Raw genomic sequence first — 22,911 nt, 5'->3', positions numbered from 1 at the left:
CTTGTGGAGAAAGTCTACAAACATGTTGTTGAAAACATAGCCTCCGGCAAAATTGACAAAGTGACGGGGATTCAGGTCATCAATCTGCTGAAGCAGGAAGAAGCAAATCATCAAGAGGATATAGCAGTCATAGGCATGAGCCTTAAATTTCCCCATGCGAATCGTCCGGAGGAATACTGGCACATTGTTGAGCAGGGGATTGATTGCATAGGTGATTATCCATCTGATCGAAAATCTGTAACGGATGAGTACCTCAAACTAAGCGGATATTCAGACGAATTCCTTCAATATCTGGATGGAGCTTTTCTGGATGAAGTGGATCAATTCGATTATAAGTTCTTCCGTCTCTCGCCAAAAGAGGCCAGTCTGATGGACCCTTGTCATCGTTTATTTTTGCAAACAGCATGGCATGCCATCGAAGATGCCGGTTACGGCGGGCAAAGGCTTGCAGGAAGTAATACCGGCGTCTTTACCGGATTTGCCAATAGTAACAACTATAAGGAAATGATCAAGGATACCAATCCGGAAGAGTTGTCTATTGCGATGACTGGAAATATCGCGTCAATGCTTCCTACCCGCATCTCGTATCTGCTTAATCTAAAAGGCCCGACTATGGTAGTGGATACGGCTTGTTCGTCCTCGTTGGTATCCGTTTATCTGGCTTGTAAATCGCTGATGAACGGGGATTGCAACATGGCGATTGCCGGAGGAGTTAAGCTGGATATTTTGCCAGTGGACAATGATTTTCTGAAGATTGGGATTGAATCCACCGACTACCGGACAAGAGCTTTTGATAAAGAAGCAGATGGGTCCGGTATGGGTGAAGGTGTGGCTGCAGTAATTTTGAAGCCGCTTCGTCAAGCTCAGAAGGATGGAGACCACATCTATGGTGTAATCAAAGGCATCGCTTTGAATCAGGATGGAACGTCCATGGGCATCACGGCCCCCAATCCGGTTGCTCAATCCGAAGTAATCGAGGAAGCGTGGAAGCGAGCAGGCATCCACCCGGAATCCTTGGCCTATATTGAAACCCATGGAACAGGAACGAATCTGGGTGACCCTATCGAGATTCAGGGGCTGGAACGTGCTTTTCGAAAATATACGAATAAAAAGCAATTTTGTGCAATTGGTTCGGTCAAAACCAATGTTGGGCATCTGTATGAAACAGCAGGTATGGCCAGTCTGATTAAAGGACTTTTATCATTGTATCATCGGAAACTCCCGCCTTCCCTTCATTTTAATTATCCAAACCTGAATATTGATTTCGGGAATTCACCCGTCTATGTCAATACAAGGTTAAGAGAGTGGGAGCGAGGTGCTGATCCGCGTAGATGCGGGATAAGTACATTTGGTTTGAGCGGAACAAATTGTCATATGGTGCTGGAAGAAGCTCCTGTACAGGCCACTTTGACCGTTACGCATGATGGGCATACGGGTGTTCATCCATTCACGTTGTCTGCGGGATCAGATCATGGAATTCAAGTTCTCATGAAACAGTATCTGGACGGAGTATCTACCTTCCCCGACAGGTATTCATTACTGGATGTGTGTCGAACAGCCAATGCATGTCGTGGACATTATGCTCACCGAGTGATCATTTTGGCTGAACATTTGGAGGATTTGCGCATTAAGCTGACCCAGGTTATATCTGGAGACATTCATACGTTCACAGCACCTTGGTTTCATTATGGGGAACACCGACTGATCAGCGACAATAGGGAAGTTTCAGGGGTACATGATATTACTCAGAAAAACGTTCGTGCGTTAAGCGAAGAGGTCCGGCAAGAATTGAACCAGATGAATGAGGCTACATTCGACTGGGGGCGACTGTGTACTCTTTACGTGCAAGGAGCATCCGTGGACTGGTGGCGTCTTTATGAGGGCAAGTCTACGAAGACCGTACCTCTGGCGGGTTATCCTTTTGATTCGCAGAAATGCTGGATTGACATGGGAAGCAGGCCTGCAGAAGAAATTGTCCACCATGATAACGGATTGTTTTCTCTCACGTGGCATGAGCTTGAGGGAGATTACGAGGATAACGAAGTTCATTCAAGCGAGAGAGTTGTACTCTTTACGGCTGATGACAAAGGTGGGGCTGACCTTGCATTGCTTTTGCAACAATCGGGTAAGGACGTCATTAAGGTTTGCCCGGGAGATTACTATGAACAGAGGAACGATACTGATTTTCGAATTGGTTCCAAAGAGGTCGATTTTGATTCTTTAGTCAATGCTTTGGATTCAAAATCATGGTCACAGGTCATCTACGCACCTACCTTTGCTTCGGACACTTCTGTTCAGAATCTGGTGGAGTTGAATGAATCACAGGAACGCGGCGTTTACAGCCTGCTGTATCTGGTTCGTTCATTGACCAGACATGGTATTGATTATGATATGGATATGGTGATTTTGACCCAATGCGTCCATCATGTCACAGGCAAAGAACAGATTCTTAGACCCGAACTCGCACCCCTAGAAGGTCTTGCCAAGGTCATACGTAAGGAGCATCTGAACATACAATGTCGAGTTATCGATCTGGAAGATACGCTATGGAGCAAGGGGAGTGCAGAGTCTGTTTTCAGAAAAACAGATCAATTCCTTACCGCCATTCGAGACGGAAAACGGTATATTCAGTCATTCGGTACACTCCAGCCTGTTGCAGAGTCGGACAGTAACAATGGACAATTTCCGGCTCTTCATTCAGAAGGGATATATCTTGTCTCTGGTGGAGCCGGAGGTATCGGGATTGAAGTATCCAAATATTTGGCTGGCAGGGACAAGGTACATCTGGCCTGGATTAATCGTACTGCCTTTCCACCCCGGAGAACATGGGAAGCAATTTTGGAAGCAAAGCAGGATCAGTCGTTATGCCGAAAGATTCAGGGAGTTCTTGATATTGAAAATATGGGAGCTACCGTTGAAATATACAGCGCTGACATTTCCAAAAAAGAAGAGGTAGTTCCAATTGTAGAAGAGCTGCGTCAACGTCATGGGAAGATCCGGGGGGTTATCCATGGCGCGGGAATCGGAAGATCCGACCTGTTGATGAATCGTACGGATGACCAGTTTAAAAGCATTTTCAATCCGAAGGTGATGGGTACACGTATTTTGGATGAAGTTACCCATTCGGATGATCTGGACTTCTTTATTCTGTTTTCTTCGGTAGCAACGATGTTTAGCGGAGCCGTTCAAGGAGATTATACCGCAGCCAATGCTTATCTGGATGCCTACGGGGAATATCGGAACAAGCTCGGCAGAAGGACACATGTGGTGAACTGGACGACCTGGAAAGAAACCGGTATGGCCCTTGAAGGTGGTTTCACAATCGATACCATTTTTAAGACGTTGCCAACGGGTAAGGCTCTTGAAGGGTTTGAGCAGGTGTTATCCCATAATGTACCGAGAGCACTTGTAGGTTATCTCAATTATGAGAACGGTGGAGTCTTCCTGCTCGAAAAATCAGGGGTGATGCTCTCTCCTGTGCTGACTGCGCAAATTGAACTATTTAAGGAAAAAAAGAAGCAGGAAAAAGCGAACAAAGCAAAGAGTGTAACAACAAATCCAGCAGGAGAAGTAAGTCTGACAGGAAGTCTCAACGAAGAGTTTAGTGATACGGAAAAACGTGTGGCCGAATGTTGCAGAAAAATATTAGGTTTTGATCAAATTGATATTCACGACAACTTCTTTGAGCTAGGTGCGGACTCTATTCTGCTAATGAAAATTCAGAGTGAGATTGAGCGAATTTTTCCAGGAGCCATTAATGTTACGGACCTGTTCGAATACTCGAATGTACATCATCTCGCAAAATTTATCGGTGGAAAAAACAAGAAGGAGGAACAGCGTTCTTCTCCAGCGATGCATCTCAAGAAGCGTACTGCGGCGGAACGAGATGGAGATATTGCGATTATCGGCATGGCTGTGAATGTGCCGCTTGCTTCCACACCTGAGGAGCTGTGGGCGCATCTCGTCAACGGCACGGATCTGGTTCGGTCGTTTCCGGAATCGAGAAAAGTGGATATTGACAAGCATTTTGCGTTCACAGGTCATGACCAGACACAGATGAAATACAACGAGAACGCGTATCTGGAAGACATAGACAAGTTTGATGCAGGTTTCTTTCGGTTATCGCCCAAGGAAGCAAGTCTAATGGATCCCAATCAGCGATTATTTCTTGAAGCTGCGTGGACTGCAATTGAGGATGCAGGGTATGGCGGCACCAGATTGAGCGGTAGTAAAACAGGCGTATATCTGGGATATGCGGCAACCTTGCGAGATCTGTATGCACGTCTCTTATATGAAGTTTATCCTGGGAGCGGATCAAGCTCCATGGTGGGTAATCTGACAGCAATGATGTCTGCCCGGATCTCATATTTATTGGATCTAAAAGGCCCAAGCATGGTTATTGATACGGCCTGTTCATCTTCATTGGTGTCTGTAGACATGGCTTGCAAAGCTATTCGTAGCGGACAATGTGATTATGCACTGGCTGGCGGAATCAAGATTAATCTGTGTCCGGTGGATGATGAAAATATGAAACTTGGCATTGAGTCTACAGATCATCGCTCCAAAGCTTTTGATGATGAAGCAGATGGAGCAGGTATTGGAGAAGGGGTTGCAGTGGTACTGCTGAAATCACTTCAGCAGGCATTGGATGACCATGATTCGATCCATGCTGTAATTAAAGGCGGGGCTGTGAATCAGGATGGCAGTTCAATAGGCATCACGGCACCTAATCCGGCATCTCAAACAGAGGTTATTATATCTGCTTTGGAGGATGCAGGAGTCGAACCGGAGACAATCACCTACATTGAAACACATGGCACGGGCACGACATTGGGAGATCCGATTGAAATTAAGGGCATATCCGATGCACTGTCGAGCTACACAGATCGCAAGCAGTTCTGTGCGGTGAGTTCCATCAAGACCAACTTGGGGCATTCTTCGGAGGCTGCTGGAGTGATTAGTTTGGTGAAGGCGGTCATGGCGCTGCGTGAGAAAAAGCTTCCTCCCACACTGTACTTTAATCGACCTAATCGAATGATTGAATTTTCCAATTCACCGGTCTTCGTGAATACCCGTCTTCGTACGTGGCATTCAGAGGAAGGACCGCGACGTTGTGGGATTAGCGCCTTCGGGATTAGTGGAACCAATTGTCACGTTATCCTGGAAGAGGCCCCAGTGCAGACATTTGTCCAAGCAGAGGAACGCAGACCTTATATTTTGCCTCTTTCCGCCAAAAGTAAAGACTCTCTATCCAGATTGATCGCAGCTTATCATGATTATCTCGATAGTTACGATGAACTGGATTTGTTAAGCCTGTGCGGAACAGCTGCTCAGGGAAGAGGACACTACAAGTTGCGTATCGCCATTCCTTTTAAAGACAAAGAAGAGCTGGTATCCCGATTGGACAAGCTGCGTGGGTGCCCGTTTAGCGAGATTAAACCGCCCGTTGCTTATGCATCTGAACATCGAATGGTTCCTGAGACGAAGGAGCCGGGTGTTGGCGAATTGACGGAACAAAAACTTCGTGAATTAAACGAGCAAGCAGACAGGGTACTGAAGCTCATTAACGAGCACGGATGGGAAGATCAGCACTTGGAGGAAATATCGATTCTTTATACACAGGGGGCCGATATTGACTGGTCCAGATTGTACGCAGAAGAGGAAACCTTCCGGCTCCATCTTCCAACGTATCCTTACGAGCGCAATCGTTGCTGGATTGATATTCCCGAACGAGTTGCGGTTCAACCATCCGTTGTGCAGAAGGAAGAACCAACGATGCATTACACCATTGGCTGGGTGGAAGCGAGTAATCCTGAGCGGCTCATTCCGAATCCGCAAACCGTCTTGCTTTTGAAGGGGACAATTCCGTTATGTGACAGTCTCTCCCGGGAACTTACTGAACGTGGAGCACATGTAATTGAAGTTACTCTTGGTGCAACATATGCGAAGATCTCTCCGGTTCAATATCAGATCGATGGTTCGGAGGAGCAGTATCTGCAATTATTGAAGGCTACGAAGAACCACAGAATAGATCAGATTATTCATACCTTTACCATAAATGGTCATACAGCACCTGAGAGTCCGAAGGAACTGGAGGATGCCTTATGCCGAGGTGTGCATAGCTTGTTTTACCTTACAAAAGCCATTGCAGGTGCAGGATTGCGAAATCGAATGCGCATTGTTCTGTTATCCCAGTACGTTCACGAAGTTAGCGGCCACGAATCACATCTTGCTCCTGAATATGCAACGATGTTTGGCCTGGGCAAAGCGATTGGACAAGAGCATCCTCAGCTGGAATGCAAAGTCATGGATATAGATGATGACACCGCTATTCCTATTTTGCTCAATGCAATGAATGCAGATGATGTTTTCTACTCCACTGCTTATCGGAAGGGTCAACGATATGTGGAAGAGTTTAGGAAGACAGATCTGTTGGGAGCTGAGCTCTCTGAAGTAACCATTAAGGAGCAAGGGGTCTATCTCATCACTGGTGGAATGGGCGGCATTGGCCGAGCATTCACAGAACATTTTGCCAACAGACACAACGTTACCTTGATTCTTGCAGGCAGATCGGATTTCCCTGATCGGGAAACATGGCCAGCCATTTTGGAGGATAACAAGGATCTGGAGCAATGCAACAAAATTAAATGGATACATTCGATTGAGACCAAAGGTTCCACAGTAGGTCTCTACAGCGTGGATACAGGTGATCTTCAACAAGTATCAAGACTCATGGAGAACATCAGAGAGCAGTACGGCAAAGTGGATGGCATTGTTCATGGTGCAGGGGTAGCCGGTGAGGGGTTCCTTGCATCCAAGGATGCGGAGACCTTTAACCGTGTGTTGCTTCCGAAAGTCCAGGGAACCTGGAATATGGATCAGGCAACAGCCCAAGACTCTCTTGATTTTCTTGTTCTGTTCTCAACCACTTCAACATTATTCAGCTCTCCGGGTCAAGGAGATTATTCAGCAGCGAATAGTTATCTGGATGCTTATGCAGCGTATCGCAATCGCAGGGGCGGACGAACGTTAACGATCAATTGGGTGGCCTGGAAAGAGACCGGGATGGCCAAAGATTTTGGCGTAAATGATGACATGGTATTCAAGTCTGTTTTAACAAAGTCTGCATTAAAGGCCTTTGACCAGGCTTTTCAGCGTAAAGTGCATCGATCTATCATCGGTGAACTGAATTATGACTCGGAATATATGGCCTACGTAGGTGATATGCCAATGATGATGTCGGAGGAAGTATACAACACGATTCAGGATCAAAGTGCCAGCGTGATTGCTGAAGTGGAGATGAGAAAGGCAACGCTGAACAAAGAAGTCTCATTACACGGCCGCAATGATGGTCAATATACAGCCATGGAACAGATGTTATCCCGGATCTGGTCACTTCATTTGGGACTGACAGAAATGGATCTGTATGATGATTTTTACGAATATGGTGGAGATTCCATTATTGGGCTCAAGATGGCATCGGATATATACAGGGAAACGGGGATACAGGTTAATCCGTCGGATGTGCTGCAATATCCGACGATCTGGGGACTGGGAGTTCACCTGCAATCTTTGGTCGATGTGGAGAGTGCAACAGTCGGACAACAGTCCATTCCTCATGCAGAAGCCAAAGAAAAATATCCACTTTCATCAGCTCAAAAAAGGATATTCTACCTTTGCACTCAGGACCCGGACAACATCAGTTATAACCTGAACAAAGCGTTGATTATGGAGGGGAATTTTGACCCATTGACGTTGAACGGTTATATGAACACTCTGATTCAGCGCCATGAATCGTTCCGTACATCATTTCACTGGGAACAAGGAGAGCCGATTCAGAGAATTCACGAGAACGTGGATTTTTCAATTGAAATGTTGCCAGATGTCATTCGTGGAACGGAAGCAGTGGAAGATGTAGTGAAGCGGTTTGTCCGACCGTTTGATCTGGAAGCGGCACCGTTGATCCGCATGATTGTTGGTTCGTTGGATGACGGTCGCTATCTGTTGATGTTCGATGTGCATCACTTGGTTACAGATGGCATGTCGATGGACAATATGATGCACGAAATCACGTCAATGTACAGTGGTTCACCACTACCGAATATTCCTTATCAGTATAGGGATTACTCGGAGTGGAGCAATCAGTATCAGCAATCGGATTCGATTAAATCACAGGAAGCCTTCTGGCTGGAAACGCTGAAAGGACCATTGCCGACACTGCAACTTCCAACAGACTTTTCACGACCTGATCGAAAAACCTATGATGGAGCCAAAATGACTTTTTATGCTGACGAAGCACTCACTGCACGTATAGGCAAGCTCGGAGCACGTACAGGAACCACGCTATACATGTTACTCTTATCCGCCTTAAATGTCCTATTGCATAAATACACGAACCAGAGTGATATACTCATCGGTTCGCCTGTAACGGGTCGCCAGCAGGGTAACTTTGATGCCACCATTGGCATGTTTGTAAATACAATTGTCCTGAGAAACGAACCTGTGTCAGATGACTCATTCAGGGAGTTGCTTCTGGACGTGAAGCAGCGTACGTTATCGGCTTTTGCACATCAGGACTGTCAATTCGACCGAATTGTACAGCTTGTGAATAGTACACGTGATCCGAGCAGAAATCCGCTGTTTGATGTGTATTTTGCACTGCAAAATGTTGGGATGTACACCGGAGAGATTGAGGCTTTCAAAGGCACATTAATCGATTATGACAGTGGAGTTTCAAGGTTTGATCTGGCACTGGATGCGATTGAGCGGGACGGTACGATCGAGTTTATTCTGGAATATAATACAAGCTTGTTCTTGCCTGGCACAGCTGAATATATCGCCAAAGATTTTGTGAAAATTCTTGAGATAGTTTCAGAGCAGCCGGATACATTGATCTATGATATTGAAGTTGATCGTGTCACGGATATCACGGATGAAGCTGTAGATGAAGAAGTGAATTTCAATTTCTAGCCAGATCACAGAGGGGCGTTGATAGGAATGAAGGTTGGTGTAATTGGAGCAGGCGTCATGGGAAAAGGGGTTGCGCAGAGCCTTGCCCAGTCCCGGCACAACGTGGTTTTGATCGATGTGAGTGATGAAGTTTTGGATCAGGCGAGAACAGCCTTGTTTACCAATATCCGATTTTCGGGATTCTACAACAAGGATACCGAGGCCGAAGACCCGGAAACGGTGCTCTCACGTGTGGAGTTTACGACACATTACGATTCGCTCAGCGATGCTGATTTCATTATTGAGAACGTGCCTGAGCAATGGGATGTGAAAAAAGAAGTCTATGCACAGCTTGAAAACTATTGCCCCGATTCTTGTATTTATTTGGTCAATACATCATGCATTTCGATTACAAAAGTTGGTTCCATCACCAAACGGCCTGACAAGGTCATCGGTGTACATTTTATGAATCCGGTCCCGTTAAAGCCCGTAGTCGAAGCTATTCAGGGTTATCACACTTCGGATACAACGATTGAAGCGACCAGATCCCTGCTCCATACCATGGGCAAAGAAGCCATACTGGTACAAGATCTTCCCGGTTTTGTATCTAACCGAATATCCCATCTTCTCATGAATGAAGCTGCCTTTGTCGTTCAGGATCAGGTAGCTTCACCGGAAGAGGTGGATGACATATTCGTAAAATGTTTCGGACATAAGATGGGCCCACTTCACACAGCGGATTTGATTGGTTTGGATACTGTGGTTCATTCATTGGATGTACTCTATGAGAGTTATCAGGACCCGAAATACAGAGTATGTCCCTTGCTTCGCAAGATGGTGGATGCCGGATTGTTAGGAGCAAAAAGCGGTCAAGGCTTCTTTGAGCACGTGATTCTGTAAGTGTATCGACTATAAATTATACGAGGTGACTGTGCATGGAGTCCAAGGTCAAAGTAAAAACATTTCTGAGTCGTTTCTATCGCAAACGTGAAATTCAGGATGATGAGGATATTTTTGAATTGGGTTTTGCCAATTCCCTGTTTGCGATGCAGATGGTGATGTTTCTGGAGAAAGAATTCAACATTCGGATTGAGACCCAGGATATGGATCTGAGCAACTTCCGTACGTTGAACAAGATTAATGAACTGATTGAACGAAAGACAGCATAGACTGCCTGACGGGCTTAAAGCAATAGTTTGGAACAATATGCCAAGGAGGGGTTCAGGTATGGGTGATCCATCGGTAAGTTCGGTAATGGACAAACAAAAGCAAGAGAAGGTGAAGCTGGTCGTCTGGGATCTGGATAATACAATCTGGGAAGGTGTCCTTCTGGAAGATGAGAATGTTGTCTTGAGAGAGGGAATTATTGATGTGATTCGGACACTGGACGAGCGTGGGGTTCTGCAATCCATCGCCAGTAAAAATGACCATCAGACAGCCATGGAGAAGCTTGAGGAATTCGGAATTCATGAATACTTCCTATATCCCCAGATTCACTGGAATTCCAAGTCGAGCTCGATTCAATCCATCATAACTTCCATTAATATCGGAGCGAATACGGTTGCTTTTGTGGATGATCAGATGTTTGAGCTGGAAGAGGTACAGTTTGAGCATGCTGAAGTTCGATGCATAGATGCTGCCCAGTACCTGGACATTCCCGACATGGAGATGATGAATCCCCGTTTTATTACGGAGGACTCCAAACTTCGCCGTTTAATGTACAAAAGCGATGAGATCCGTAATAAGGCGGAAGATGAATTCACAGGTCCCAAAGATGACTTTCTGGCTTCACTTGGCATGACATTCACGATATCTCCTCTCAAGGGAGATGATCTGCAGCGTGCTGAAGAGTTGACGGTGCGGACTCATCAGCTGAACACCACAGGGTATACCTATTCCTATGAAGATCTGGAACAACTCAGTCAATCTCCTAATCACAAACTTCTCATTACAGGACTGGAAGACAAGTATGGAGCATATGGAAAAATTGGACTCGCTTTGCTTGAGATGGAAGAGGAGTACTGGACCGTGAAGCTGCTGTTGATGTCTTGCCGTGTAATGTCGCGAGGGGTAGGCACGATTCTCATGAATTATATCCTGGAACAGGCGAAAGAAGCCGGGGTCAAGATACGGGCTGAATTCAAAATGACCGATCGTAATCGGATGATGTATCTGACCTATAAATTTGGCGGATTCAAAGAAATCCATCAGGAAGAGGACCTTGTCATTTTTGAACACGACATGAGCTATATTCAGAAAATTCCTTCATATGTGGAACTGAACATTATTAATAATTAATACACCAACCCTATTAATGGAGGTTACGACATGGAAAAAATAGCACTGCTGTTTCCGGGACAAGGTTCTCAGTATGTAGGTATGGGAAAGAGTTTCTATGATCAATATAGCATTGCCAAGCAAACGTACGAGGAAGCGAGTGACGTTGCAGGTGTGGATCTGGCAAAACTATGTTTTGAAGGAAGTCTATCTGAACTGAATCAGAATGAGAACATGCAACCTGCTCTTCTGGCAACGAATGTAGCGGCTTTCAGAGTGTATATGGAAGAAGTGGGGATTCGACCACAGTTCTGCGCAGGTCACAGTATGGGTGAATATTCGGCGTTGGTATGTTCAGGCGCCATGACATTTTCCGATGCTGTTCGAATCACCAAATTGCGCGGTGCGATGATGCAGATTCATATTGATCGGGGCACAGGATCCATGACCATTATGGACGGTATTGACGCATCCATCGTGGAGCAACTCTGTGAACAATACAGCGGCGAGCAGGGTGTAGCTGTAGTCTCCTGTTATAATTCGCCAACACAAGCTGCCGTATCCGGTCATCAATACGTACTGGAGGAGATCGAAGCAGCCGTATTGGATGCCGATGGTCAGGTTACTCCCCTAATGTCCAGTGCACCCATTCATAGTTCGCTGATGGCGGAAGATGCAGAGCGGCTCGGCCAAGAACTGGCAAAGTATTCGTACAATATGTTCAAATGGCCGGTACTATCCAATGTTACAGGTCAACCCTATGGTGATGTCGAGCGAATTCCGGGATTGCTGACAGATCAGATGGTCAAACCTGTGCAATGGACACGGATTCTTCAATACCTTGAGCGTTTTGGTGTCACACTTGCCATCGAAATGGGACCCAAAAATGTACTGAACAAATTGACCAAAACGAACTGTCCTGATATCAATTCGCTCTGTTTTGGCGAAAAAGCGGAACGTCAAAAATTGATCAGCATGTTTCAATCGGATGGCAAGAAGAAAAAAGGAGTACCCACAGTCATAACTAAATGTTTAGCAATTGCAGTGGCAACGCCGAACCAGAATTGGGATGAAGCAGAGTATCAACAAGGTGTTGTTCAGCGTTACAAACGAATCCAGGCAATTCAGGAGCAGGTTGAAAATGCGGGGGACAAACCCTCAAAAGAGCAAATGATAGAAGCGTTGGAACTGCTCAAGGGCATCTTTGAAACCAAAAAGTTACCTGTTAAAGAAAGAAATCAGTGGATGAATCATATCATTGATGATACTGGACATCACTACGAACTGGCGGAGTATCTGGTACACGAAGCTGTCGGCGTAAAGTGATTACATTAGGGGCGAAATGCGCTGCAATAGCGTATTCGCCCTCCCATGAATTCAGCAATACAGGCAATACATAAAGGGGGAGAACAAGTGAGAGTGCTATCCGCTGAGAACGTCACGAAGTCCTATGGTAAACACCTAGCGTTAGATAACATGTCCTTTGAGCTTCGCAAGGGTGAGATCCACACAATTCTGGGAACCAACGGTTCAGGTAAAACAACATTTATTAAAGTCCTGGCGACTCTGTTGACCAAGGACTCTGGAATTGTCAATATCGGCGGCTACGATTTGGATACCGATGCGAACATCATCAGAAGACTAATCGGATACGTGGGTCAAGATACTGAACGCTCTGCTTATGCGAGATTAACGGTTCGAGAGAACTTGATATTCTTTGGAAGACTTACCGGACTTAGCAAACAAGAGATTTCAAACCAGATTGACAAATTAAGTACGTATCTGGATTTCTCGGAACATCTGAACAAGCAATTTATGCAATTATCGGGAGGCCAAAAGCAAACCGTTGTCATTATGCGAGCCCTGCTGCATGATCCTGAAGTGATATATCTGGATGAGCCGACCAAGGGCCTGGACCCCGTGATCTCCAGACGTGTACGTGAGTTCATTAAAAGTTATGTACGGGATGAGGGGAAATCCATTATTCTGACCTCTCACATTCTGACTGAGGTAGAGGACATGACGGACCGTGTGTCCCTGATGCGCAAAGGAACGCTCCTTAAAACAGGTACAATTGCCGAACTAAAATCCAATCTGGGCGCAGTCGAATTCATCGACATTCCCAGAGCAGACTTGCCCCCTTCCATTCAGGAGCGAATCACTGCTCTGCCGGAGGTAACTTCCACTATTATTCGTGAGGAGGAAGACACGGTTTCCTTCGGAATCACGAACCTGTACGACGGGATGGGTGCGGTTATTAGTGAATTAAAAGAAGGCAATATCCATACGACCATTCAGCATAGACAACTAACACTTGAAGATTTGTTTGTTCAGCTCTATGTGAAGTCTGACGAGAATTTAGAGTACACATTGGCAGGAGGCAGAGAACAGTGAGTATCGAATACGCTAAAACCGGGACAGGTCAGGAAACCCTAAAGCTGCAAGCCATAGGTAAACCTACCGGATTTTTCACCGTCGTGTGGGCAACAACCGTGAAGGAATTGCAGATTGCTGTAAGGTATCTGCCCAACTTCTTCGGTAACTTCCTACAGTTGGGTCTACGAGTACTCTTTTTCCTGCTGATGTCCACGTTTGTTGTATACGAGGGAGAGAATGTACTTCAAGGAGATAACCTGTTTATCTTTTATCTGGGTGCAATCCTTGTATGGCTGTTCTATGGAGTAGCGTTAAACGCTCCGCTCGGTGCCGTGACGAATGATCTCCATAACGGCACTTTGGAGTATCTGTACTGCAATCCAATCTCTCGCTATGCGTATTATGTGGGGACGGTTGTAGCCAGTGCATTAATGAATGTCATTGTGTTCATACCGATGTATATCCTGCTTGTTCTGTACGCAGGTCTCAACTTTGCTGAATCCATGATGATTCTAGTCACCTGTCTTGTGGTCATCGTTGCGTTAATGGCGCTTGGCGTCATGATTGCACTACTGGGGATTCTGTACCGCCAGGTCTCATCCATTGTGGGTATTTTGTTTATCATGTTTGAATTTGTAGCAGGTGCTTATTTCCCAGTGGACCAGTTTCCTGCAGTCGTTCGTTGGATCGCATATCTCCTGCCTTATACCTGGGGGTATGATATGGTGCGTTATTACAGTTTCAAAACAGATTGGGTGCCCCTTGCACCGATCTGGATGGAATGGTGCATCCTCATCTTTTTTGCCATTTCGTATACAATCATCTCAATCGTTATGCTGCGCAAGGTAGAAAAGATGGCAAAGAAAAAAGGTCTCAACCTGATCTGATTATTCTTGATCCCAAAGAGAATGGGAGGCGTGCTAATTGTCAGCAGAGCCAGGTACATTCATGCAAAATTTGCTATTATCGAGCCGAAAGTTCGAAGAGGAGAAGCAATATTGGCTAAACCATCTCTCGGGGGACCTTCAATTCAGCATGTTCCCTGGTGAAAAAACGAGGGGAACATGGGGTGAGCAAGTGTTTGAGGAGATGCAATTTGCATTTCCTCAACCTGTTTCAGAACAAATCTTTCGTATCTCCGGGAACACCGAAGCTGGGGCATTTATTCTTCTTCTGGCAGGTGTCACATATGTGTTACACCGTTATCTGGACAATGACGATATAACTGTAGGTATTACCGCTTCGTCTGGTGCAGCAAATTCAAGTCAACTACGTGCTATTCGCATCAATTTTGGTGAAGAGTGTTCTTTTAAGGAGCTTGTTCTTCAACTCAGGACCCTTGTGGGTGCAGCCAAAAAGTATAACCATCTTTCGCTGGAGAAAATTCTTGAATTGCTTGGTCATGAAGGGACAGACTTGCCAAGGGTGGCCACTGTGGTTCGTATGGACAATATGCAGGCGAATTTACAGGAAACAGGCCCCCTAGCCGATATGGTATTTTCACTTCAAATGTCTAAAGTGGGGCTGGCGTTGCGCATGAATTACAATGCCACATTATATTCTCCAGCAACCATTGAACAGATTGTAGACCATGTGATGCGTGTGCTCTCAATGTGTACAGCCCATCCAGATGAGGGATTACATCATATAAAGATGCTCTCGCTCAAGGAAGACCAGGTTATTCAACATCTGAATGATACGGAGATACGTTTTCCTGAAGTTCGTTCAATCATCCAGATGATTCAGTCTTGGTCTGCACAACAGCCGGATATTCCCGCAGTGATCTGCGGAGATCATATTCTTACCTATCAAAGCTTAGATTGCAAATCAGATCAACTTGCGAAATACCTGTTAGCTCAGGGAGTAAGATCAGGTGCCGTTGTAGGAATTCTGTTAACCCGATCGGAAGACATGCTCTTGGCTATGCTGGGTGTACTTAAGGCGGGGGCTGCTTACATGCCGATGGACCCCGCATATGCAAATAATCGTTTGCAGTTCATGCTGGAGGATAGCCAGACTGAGATTTTGCTAACGAAGCCCGATCTGATCGGCTCACTCATATACACAGGCCCAATAATCGATATTTCTCACTTGGAAGAATGGGATGACCAACATATCTCACTGCCAGTTGTTTCGTCGGAGCAGTTGGCTTATTTGATATATACTTCCGGATCTACAGGCAGGCCAAAAGGGGTCATGATTGAACATCGGGCACTAAGAAACTTTGTGGAAGGTGTATCCCGCAGCATTCCTTTTGAAACTGGCAAACGAATTCTCGCCCTCACAACATTCTCCTTTGATATCTTTGTACTGGAAACGCTTGGGGCACTCGCTAACGGGTTAACACTGATAATGGCAGTAGAGGAGGATCAGTTAAGTCCAAGCCGTATTGCGCATCTAATTGTTACTCATAACATTGAATTAATACAAATAACTCCTTCTCGACTGCGAATGCTTCAGATTGGACTTACAGTAGATTCACCGGTATGGAGCGTAATTCAAATATTGATGATCGGAGGGGAGGCTCTACCGTATGCCTTGTATGAGGAGATCACGGGGATGACCTCTGCCCGCATCTACAATATGTATGGTCCCACAGAAACAACAATATGGTCGAGCATTAAGGAACTTTCACCTACCTCGACAATTTCGATTGGTCATCCGATTGCCAATACCCGTATTTATATTCTGGATAAGCGGCATCGGCATATGCCAATCGGGGCAATGGGAGAGTTATGCATCGCAGGAGATGGAGTAGCCAGAGGTTATTGGAACAGACCTGAGCTTACGACCGAGAGGTTTGTAAAAGATCCTTTTCATGAAGGCGCTTATATGTATAAAACAGGAGATCTCGCACGACTCAATGCGAATGGAGATCTGGAGTATCTGGGTCGTTCAGATTTTCAAGTGAAAATACGTGGTTATCGGATCGAACTTGGGGAGATCGAGAACAGGTTGCTCCAGTACCCGGCTATCTCGGCTGCTGCGGTCACAGTTCGGTCAGATCAGGATGGGCAGTCCCTGTTATGTGCCTATTACACAGTAACGGAGAGCCAAAGTATCAATCAGGAGCAATTGCGATCTTTTTTGCTGACAGAATTGCCTGAATATATGCTGCCCTCCAGATACACCATGTTGGATCATATGCCATATACGGCCAATGGGAAGTTGGACCGAAAGGCTCTTCCAGATCCCTTGCTCTTACAGGGAGAAGGGACGGATATTACACTTCCACGCAATGCATTAGAGCAGGTGCTCGCCGAATTGTGGTCGGATCTATTGCAATTGAAAGAGATAGACGTTCATGCCCGCTTCTTCGAAATTGGAGGGCATTCACTGAATGTCATCAAACTTGAGGCGAATATGGAGAGGCAGAGTATTCCGCTTACTGTTGATGAAGTGATGCGGCATGAGACCATTGCATCACTGGCTGAAGTGCTTGGAAACAAGGGGTATGAAGCGGATAAGTATAACTCTGAAAAAGAGATACTTCTTGAAGAGCAGGATATGCCAGAGACAGATGGTGCAATGGAGCAATTTACCGAAGAAGTCGGGGCAACAGCGGAAGCGGATCACCTTATCTTACATCATTCCCATAGGCCAATAGTTATCATCGCAGGAATAGAGGCGTTTAATGATGTTTTCTACAAAAACTGCTTCTATAATTCACTTTTTCCCGTATTAAACCTCTATTCTATTGGTGTACTGCCTGTGATGATCAATGACCGAATGCACTATAGATTCGATGAACATCAGGGCATACTCCGATTAGAGTATCAAGCTGTATTATCAGATGCCCAGCTAATTGAGCGTATGGGGCTAACTTATGAAACGAAGACCTACAGCGAGGATGTACAAAAAGAGATTATAGAAGCGGTTAATTTGAACCGCCCAGTAATTATCCGAGTTGACTGTTATTACGAGTCCTTGCGCAAAGACATGTATTTACGTACCCACTGGCCTCATTCCTTATTAATCTATGGGTATGATCTCCAGCGGCAAGTGTTCCATGTAATAGAACATGATCACCGGGACAATCTCACGTATCAACCGATGGAGATGCCTATGAATGATATTGTACAAGCTTACGAAGGATTCGTACGGCTTTTCATGGAGGAAGAAGAAGTACCCACGTTCTACGCATTTTCAGCTTGTGAAACTGTCGAACATGAAAGAAACAATATAATGTTGGGAGAACTGCGTGACATGTTTATTGATCATGTACGCGTTACACCAGGGGAGATTAATCAGGAACTGAGTCATCTTCTGTCCTTCATACAGAAGACGTATCAGTTCAATGAAGAAGATTCACCTGATATGGCCTATGCTGAACTTGTTCTACAATCCATTGTAGACATTGTGAATGCCAAAAAGGTCGAAACCTATCGTATGCAACGGTTATATGAACATCATACCGATCTTGTTTCTGCTGCTCAGGCAATACAGGATCAGTGGAGTGAGTTACGTAACGTGCTGGCGAAGGCGGTATATCGGGAGAATATGACACATAATCAGTGGAGAAAATTCACAAGCAAGCTGGAAGCCATTCATGAACTGGAGAAGCATAACTTAATAAATTGCTCAGGATTGGAGATCAGTCATGATTAAAAAATTGCAAATGAACGAGCCTTTAATGACTACCTACCCACATCATGCGAGTCTCTTTTCGATGCTAGATTTGGACAAGCGTTCACGTAGCTGGATTTATCATAATTTTCTATTGGTCATCCTGAGTCACAATGATGAAGGGGGCTATGGATTGGACGTCTGTTCACAATATTATCCTTGGCACAAATTCAAAATGTCGACATGCCCTATGTTGATTACAAGGGTGTACGATAGAGATATGATTTTAAAACAGTGGGAACTGCAAGATTTTATAGTGGAACTAATTCAAAAGAATAATTATATTTATTTCCTGAGAAATATTCCTGGCGGTGGTAAACATGAGGTATTCATCTCTGGATTTGATTTGGATCGTAAAGAGTTTTTGTGCCATGATTTTTGGGATGGATTCTACGGTGAGAAATGGCTTCCCTATGATGAGATTACTGTTATTCAAGATTCGAATTTCGATGCTGAATGGTCTACGGATTACCTAAACGGAATATGGGCCATTGAAAAGACAGATGAGTATAAGGAACCCAGTGAATATTATTATGAAACGGTTCTCCAGTTTTCCAAAGAGGATCTAATGAATATTTTGAAAGAATACGTAGGAGAGACTAATCAAGTTCGCAGTATTCTGAGAAAGGATCACCGTTATCTTGGAAGTGAAATATACGATAAGATGATTGATATGCTGGGGATGCAGAAGAAAGGGATGCAAAATCAGCCGTTTGCTATACATCCTTTTCACCTGCTTTACGAACATAAACAACTGCTTGCTCAAGCCATACTTGACTTTCTCCCCGATCCTTCGTTAAAAATCCGATTGGAAGAACTGGTAAGCGAAGCTTTGAAACTCCGTAATCTGGTCATGTATATGAATGAATTCATCATGGAGCAGGGTGTATACAAAAAGTATGATGTCATGCTTGATAAAATCATTGAATTGAAAAATATGGAATTGGCTATTATGAAACATGTATTCGAATACGAGTATCAATCACAGTTAGGACAATAACCAATACGATGTATCGCCGATAAGATAGACCCATTCATTTAATTCTTGAATGGGTCTATTGAACTTTTCTATTATACTTTCCGATAACGTTACCCTAATATGGATAATAACCTACTTTTTAAATAGGAATTATATAGTATGGAGAATGCCAAGATGCCACAATGGAAGAGGAATCTGTATATTCTGTGGTTCGGCCTGTTTTTTAATCATATGGCGTACTCGCTATCCGTTCCGTTCTTTCCTATATTCCTGCAAAATGATCTTGGTATCCAGAGCGGTCTGGAAGCTTGGTCTGGTATTTCGATCTCCATCAGCTTTCTGATCAGTGGATTATGCGCACCTTTCTGGGGATCGCTGGCTGATAAATATGGCAGCAAACTGATGCTCGTCCGTTCCGGAGTGGGGCTAGGTATTGCACATCTGGCTAACTTCTTTGTTTACGATCCGTATACGTTTATCGCGGTGAGGGTCTTTCAGGGACTCATGGCTGGTTTTCATCCCGCCTCGATTACACTGATTGGCACCAATACTCCGGAGAAACAGGTGGGTTATGCACTTGGTGTGATCTCCACGGCCAGCGCTGCGGGTGGGATTCTTGGTCCTCTGGCCGGTGGTGTGTTGAGTCACTGGATCGGACTGCGGGGATGTTTCATTGCATCGGCCGTGATTACGTTACTCGCGGCTCTGATGGTTCTCGGTGTTAAGGAGTCACGACAAGCTCGTACGATCGTTCCAACAAGGATCATAGGGGATTTGAAAAGAGCGGCTTCCACGCCCGGCTTGATGCGAATCTACGGTTTGATTCTCCTAGTCTCGACCTCCGTGCTCATCATCGAACCGGTGCTGACGCTCTATGTGGTTCAGATTGGCGGAGATGTTGGCAGTGCAACACTTAGTGCAGGGATTGTTTTCTCGGCGATTGGTGTGGCAACCGTCATTATGGGGCCGCGATGGGGGAAGATTGGTGGAAGGATCGGATACGAGAAAACACTGTTTATCGGTCTGATTGGCGGCGGAATTGGCAGTCTGCTGCAAATGACAGCAAATAATCTGATTTATTTTGGCAGCTTGCGATTTGTTTATGGTTTGTTCTTTGCCGCGGTTTATCCGGCGCTTAATGCGCTGATCATCAAGTATGCTGATCACGATTTTCGTGGGAGGGCTGTCAGTCTGAGTCAGACGGCGAGTCAGTTCGGTATTGTACTCGGACCGTTAATCGGTGGTTTGCTCGGTGGATGGATCGGTATTCCGTTTATTTTTCTCTTCACAGGCATTGTATTGCTTGGAGCGGCTTGGGCAGTGTCATCACCACAACATAGGGAGGAATATATATGTCGCAACGACAATTGAAGTTGGGAGCTAATCTGAACGGAGTGGGTAACAGCATTTCCTTTTGGCGTCACCCGGATATTCCCATTAACGCGAGCGTTAGCCTGGAATTCTACAAGAAGCAGGTGCGTATCGCGGAAAAAGGGAAGTTTGATCTGCTCTTTATTGCAGATGGCCTCTTCATCAACGAGAAGTCCAATCCTCATTTTCTCAATCGCTTCGAACCTTTGACGCTTCTGTCCGCACTCGTCGGGGCAACTTCCCACATCGGGCTGGTTGCTACATTGTCTACTTCCTATAGTGAACCCTTCACGGTTGCGCGGCAATTTGCTTCGTTAGATCAATTAAGCGGTGGGAGAGCCGGATGGAATGTGGTTACTTCACCTCTGGAAGGATCGGCCCTTAACTTTGGCAAAGGCGAACATCCGAACCATGCGCTACGCTACGAAATTGCGGAAGAACATTTGAATGTGGTCAAAGGCCTGTGGAATTCCTGGGAGGACGATGCCTTTATCGGAGACAAAGAGCAGGGCGTATTTTTCGATCCTGCCAAGCTACATACGCTGAATCACAAAGGAACGCACTTCTCGGTACAGGGTCCGCTTAATGTGGGGCGTTCGAAGCAGGGGCATCCGGTCATTTTCCAGGCGGGCTCATCTGAATCTGGTAAAGATCTGGCCGCCCGATCGACGGATGCCGTCTACACAGGACATGAGACGCTGGAGGAAGCAAGGGAGTTCTACCGCGATGTGAAAGCAAGAGCGGTGGCTTATGGACGCAAGGCAGAGGATATCCTGATCTTCCCGGGCATCGGCCCGATTGTGGGTAGAACAGCGGAAGAGGCGGAGCAGAAATATCAGGAAATTGCCGAACTGGTGAATATTGATCAGGCGTTGAATTATCTGGGGCGGTACTTCGATCATTATGACTTCTCCCAGTACCCGCTGGATGAGCCTTTCCCTGAGATTGGGGAGATTGGCAGCAACAGCTTCCGCAGTACAACAGACAAAATCAAGCAGCAGGCACGAGAACAAAGGCTGACCTTGCGTCAAGTGGCATTGCTGGCATCCACTCCACGTACATCGTTCATTGGTACACCGGATCAGATCGCAGATCGGATTCAGGAATGGTTTGAAGGCGAAGCGGCAGACGGATTCAATGTTCGTACCGTGGTGCCCAATGGCTTGGAAGATTTTGTAGAGCTAGTTGTTCCGGTTCTGCAAGAACGAGGGCTGTTCCGCACGGAGTATGAACATGAGACGCTAAGGGAGAATCTGGGTCTTGAGATTCCGCGTAATCGATATACGTTAGAGCGTGTGAGATAGAGATGTTAGAGCGGTAATGACGTTAATGTAACGTTGTTGCGGCTCTTTTTTGATGGTTTCTTTTTCGGAGAGTACTGCTATTATAAAATGATAAAGAAAATGATACACAAGCTGCAATTCCAGACGAGTCACAGGAGGAGATTGGGATGATTAGAGGGTTAACGAATGCGGGACTGGGCAACATCGAGTCTGATGAACAATATATCATAGATGCGGCCAAGCACGGATTCGGATCTGTAGATTTGAATCCGCTCTCATTGATTGAAACGTATGGTAAAGAACAAGCGCAACATCTGTTGGAAAGCAATCAGGTGATCATCGGTTCATCTGGTCTGACGGTAGAGTGGCGGACGACAGATGAGCAGTTTCGTGAGGGATTGCAATCGTTGGTCGCTATGGCAGAAGCTTCTGCTTCGCTGGACTGTTACAGCTGTTGCACGTATATTTTACCCTCAACGGATCAACCGGCAGCGCAATTTATGGCAGCGGCTACGAAACGCTTGAGACTCTGCGCAGATATCTTGGACGCTTACGGGATTAAGTTGGGTCTGGAGTTTGTTGGCTGCCACCATTTGCGGACGCAGTGGAAGAATCCGTTTATCTGGCGTGTGGAAGATACGCTGGACTGGATCGAGACGATCCATGCGCCTAACGCAGGTTTACTCGTAGATTCCTATCACTGGCATACAAATGGTTTACCGATGGAAGATCTGTTGAAGCTGAAGAAAGAACAGGTTGTTCATGTTCATATTAATGATGCTTATGATCTGCCCATTGAAGAATTGCTGGATTATGAGCGTTTGTATCCCGGCGAAGGGGTCATTGATCTGGGTGGATTTCTGAGAAATCTGCAGGCGATTGGTTATAATGGTGTGGTGGCTCAGGAAGTACTGGCTCCAGCGCCAACTCTGAGTTCGAGTGAAATATTGGCTAAGTCGAAAGCAGGTTTCGACAAGGTATTTGCCACAATCTAAGTTACTGAAAAAAAGAGGGGGGGGGTCCTAGCTATGTTTCTGGCTTATGGAACAC

12 protein-coding genes are annotated in these 22,911 nt (G+C 45.6%); all 12 read left to right on the top strand.

Features of this window, described 5'->3' with window-relative positions; translation table 11 throughout:
• Positions 1-3 precede the first annotated feature (3 nt).
• The 12 genes from EL84_RS29060 (at position 4) to EL84_RS29005 (ending at position 22,856) form a co-directional block, all read left to right on the top strand.
• Entirely contained in the window at positions 4-8,970 is an 8,967-nt protein-coding gene (locus EL84_RS29060) for an SDR family NAD(P)-dependent oxidoreductase (protein ID WP_047843973.1), read from the top strand.
• Between the two features lie 27 nt (positions 8,971-8,997).
• On the top strand, positions 8,998-9,849 hold the full coding sequence (locus EL84_RS29055; protein ID WP_047843972.1) for a 3-hydroxyacyl-CoA dehydrogenase family protein: 852 nt from the start codon (positions 8,998-9,000) through the stop codon (positions 9,847-9,849).
• Between the two features lie 35 nt (positions 9,850-9,884).
• Complete coding sequence (locus tag EL84_RS29050; RefSeq protein WP_017686948.1) at positions 9,885-10,118, top strand: acyl carrier protein; 234 nt, start codon at positions 9,885-9,887, stop codon at positions 10,116-10,118.
• Positions 10,119-10,176: 58 nt separating this feature from the next.
• Positions 10,177-11,247, top strand: a complete 1,071-nt coding sequence (locus EL84_RS29045) for an HAD-IIIC family phosphatase (RefSeq protein ID WP_047843971.1) — start codon at positions 10,177-10,179, stop codon at positions 11,245-11,247.
• Positions 11,248-11,277: 30 nt separating this feature from the next.
• Positions 11,278-12,552 (top strand): ACP S-malonyltransferase, encoded by a 1,275-nt coding sequence (fabD, locus tag EL84_RS29040; protein WP_047843970.1) that lies wholly within the window; start codon positions 11,278-11,280, stop codon positions 12,550-12,552.
• 87 nt (positions 12,553-12,639) lie between these two features.
• A complete protein-coding gene (locus EL84_RS29035) occupies positions 12,640-13,620 on the top strand; it encodes an ABC transporter ATP-binding protein (protein ID WP_017686951.1) in 981 nt (326 codons plus the stop codon).
• Positions 13,617-14,489: an ABC transporter permease gene (locus EL84_RS29030; protein ID WP_047843969.1), complete on the top strand. Its 873-nt coding sequence runs from the start codon at positions 13,617-13,619 to the stop codon at positions 14,487-14,489. The genes EL84_RS29035 and EL84_RS29030 overlap by 4 nt, the downstream gene beginning before the upstream one ends.
• 37 nt (positions 14,490-14,526) lie before the next feature.
• Positions 14,527-18,210, top strand: coding sequence for a non-ribosomal peptide synthetase (locus tag EL84_RS29025; RefSeq protein WP_047843968.1), 3,684 nt, complete (start codon positions 14,527-14,529; stop codon positions 18,208-18,210).
• Positions 18,211-18,448: 238 nt separating this feature from the next.
• A complete protein-coding gene (locus tag EL84_RS29020; protein ID WP_161799453.1) occupies positions 18,449-19,228 on the top strand; it encodes a hypothetical protein in 780 nt (259 codons plus the stop codon).
• Between the two features lie 153 nt (positions 19,229-19,381).
• Complete coding sequence (locus EL84_RS29015) at positions 19,382-20,578, top strand: MFS transporter (protein ID WP_053061683.1); 1,197 nt, start codon at positions 19,382-19,384, stop codon at positions 20,576-20,578.
• A complete protein-coding gene (locus tag EL84_RS29010; protein WP_047843965.1) occupies positions 20,560-21,882 on the top strand; it encodes an LLM class flavin-dependent oxidoreductase in 1,323 nt (440 codons plus the stop codon). The genes EL84_RS29015 and EL84_RS29010 overlap by 19 nt, the downstream gene beginning before the upstream one ends.
• Before the next feature lie 146 nt (positions 21,883-22,028).
• Positions 22,029-22,856, top strand: a complete 828-nt coding sequence (locus tag EL84_RS29005; protein WP_047843964.1) for a sugar phosphate isomerase/epimerase family protein — start codon at positions 22,029-22,031, stop codon at positions 22,854-22,856.
• Positions 22,857-22,911 lie beyond the last annotated feature (55 nt).

Origin of the sequence: Paenibacillus sp. VT-400 (genome assembly GCF_001029205.1) — a bacterium.
In the GTDB taxonomy this organism is placed as follows: domain Bacteria; phylum Bacillota; class Bacilli; order Paenibacillales; family Paenibacillaceae; genus Paenibacillus; species Paenibacillus amylolyticus.
This window is presented reverse-complemented; position numbering and strand designations above follow the sequence as displayed.

What these genes read in the sequence shown, in the direction of transcription:
- EL84_RS29055 (WP_047843972.1), top strand. Translation starts at nt 8,998, where the DNA reads ATGAAGGTTGGTGTAATTGGAGCAGGCGTCATGGGAAAAGGGGTTGCG.
- EL84_RS29050 (WP_017686948.1), top strand. Translation starts at nt 9,885, where the DNA reads ATGGAGTCCAAGGTCAAAGTAAAAACATTTCTGAGTCGTTTCTATCGC.
- EL84_RS29045 (WP_047843971.1), top strand. Translation starts at nt 10,177, where the DNA reads ATGGGTGATCCATCGGTAAGTTCGGTAATGGACAAACAAAAGCAAGAG.
- fabD (WP_047843970.1), top strand. Translation starts at nt 11,278, where the DNA reads ATGGAAAAAATAGCACTGCTGTTTCCGGGACAAGGTTCTCAGTATGTA.
- EL84_RS29020 (WP_161799453.1), top strand. Translation starts at nt 18,449, where the DNA reads ATGATTTTAAAACAGTGGGAACTGCAAGATTTTATAGTGGAACTAATT.
- EL84_RS29015 (WP_053061683.1), top strand. Translation starts at nt 19,382, where the DNA reads ATGCCACAATGGAAGAGGAATCTGTATATTCTGTGGTTCGGCCTGTTT.
- EL84_RS29010 (WP_047843965.1), top strand. Translation starts at nt 20,560, where the DNA reads ATGTCGCAACGACAATTGAAGTTGGGAGCTAATCTGAACGGAGTGGGT.
- EL84_RS29005 (WP_047843964.1), top strand. Translation starts at nt 22,029, where the DNA reads ATGATTAGAGGGTTAACGAATGCGGGACTGGGCAACATCGAGTCTGAT.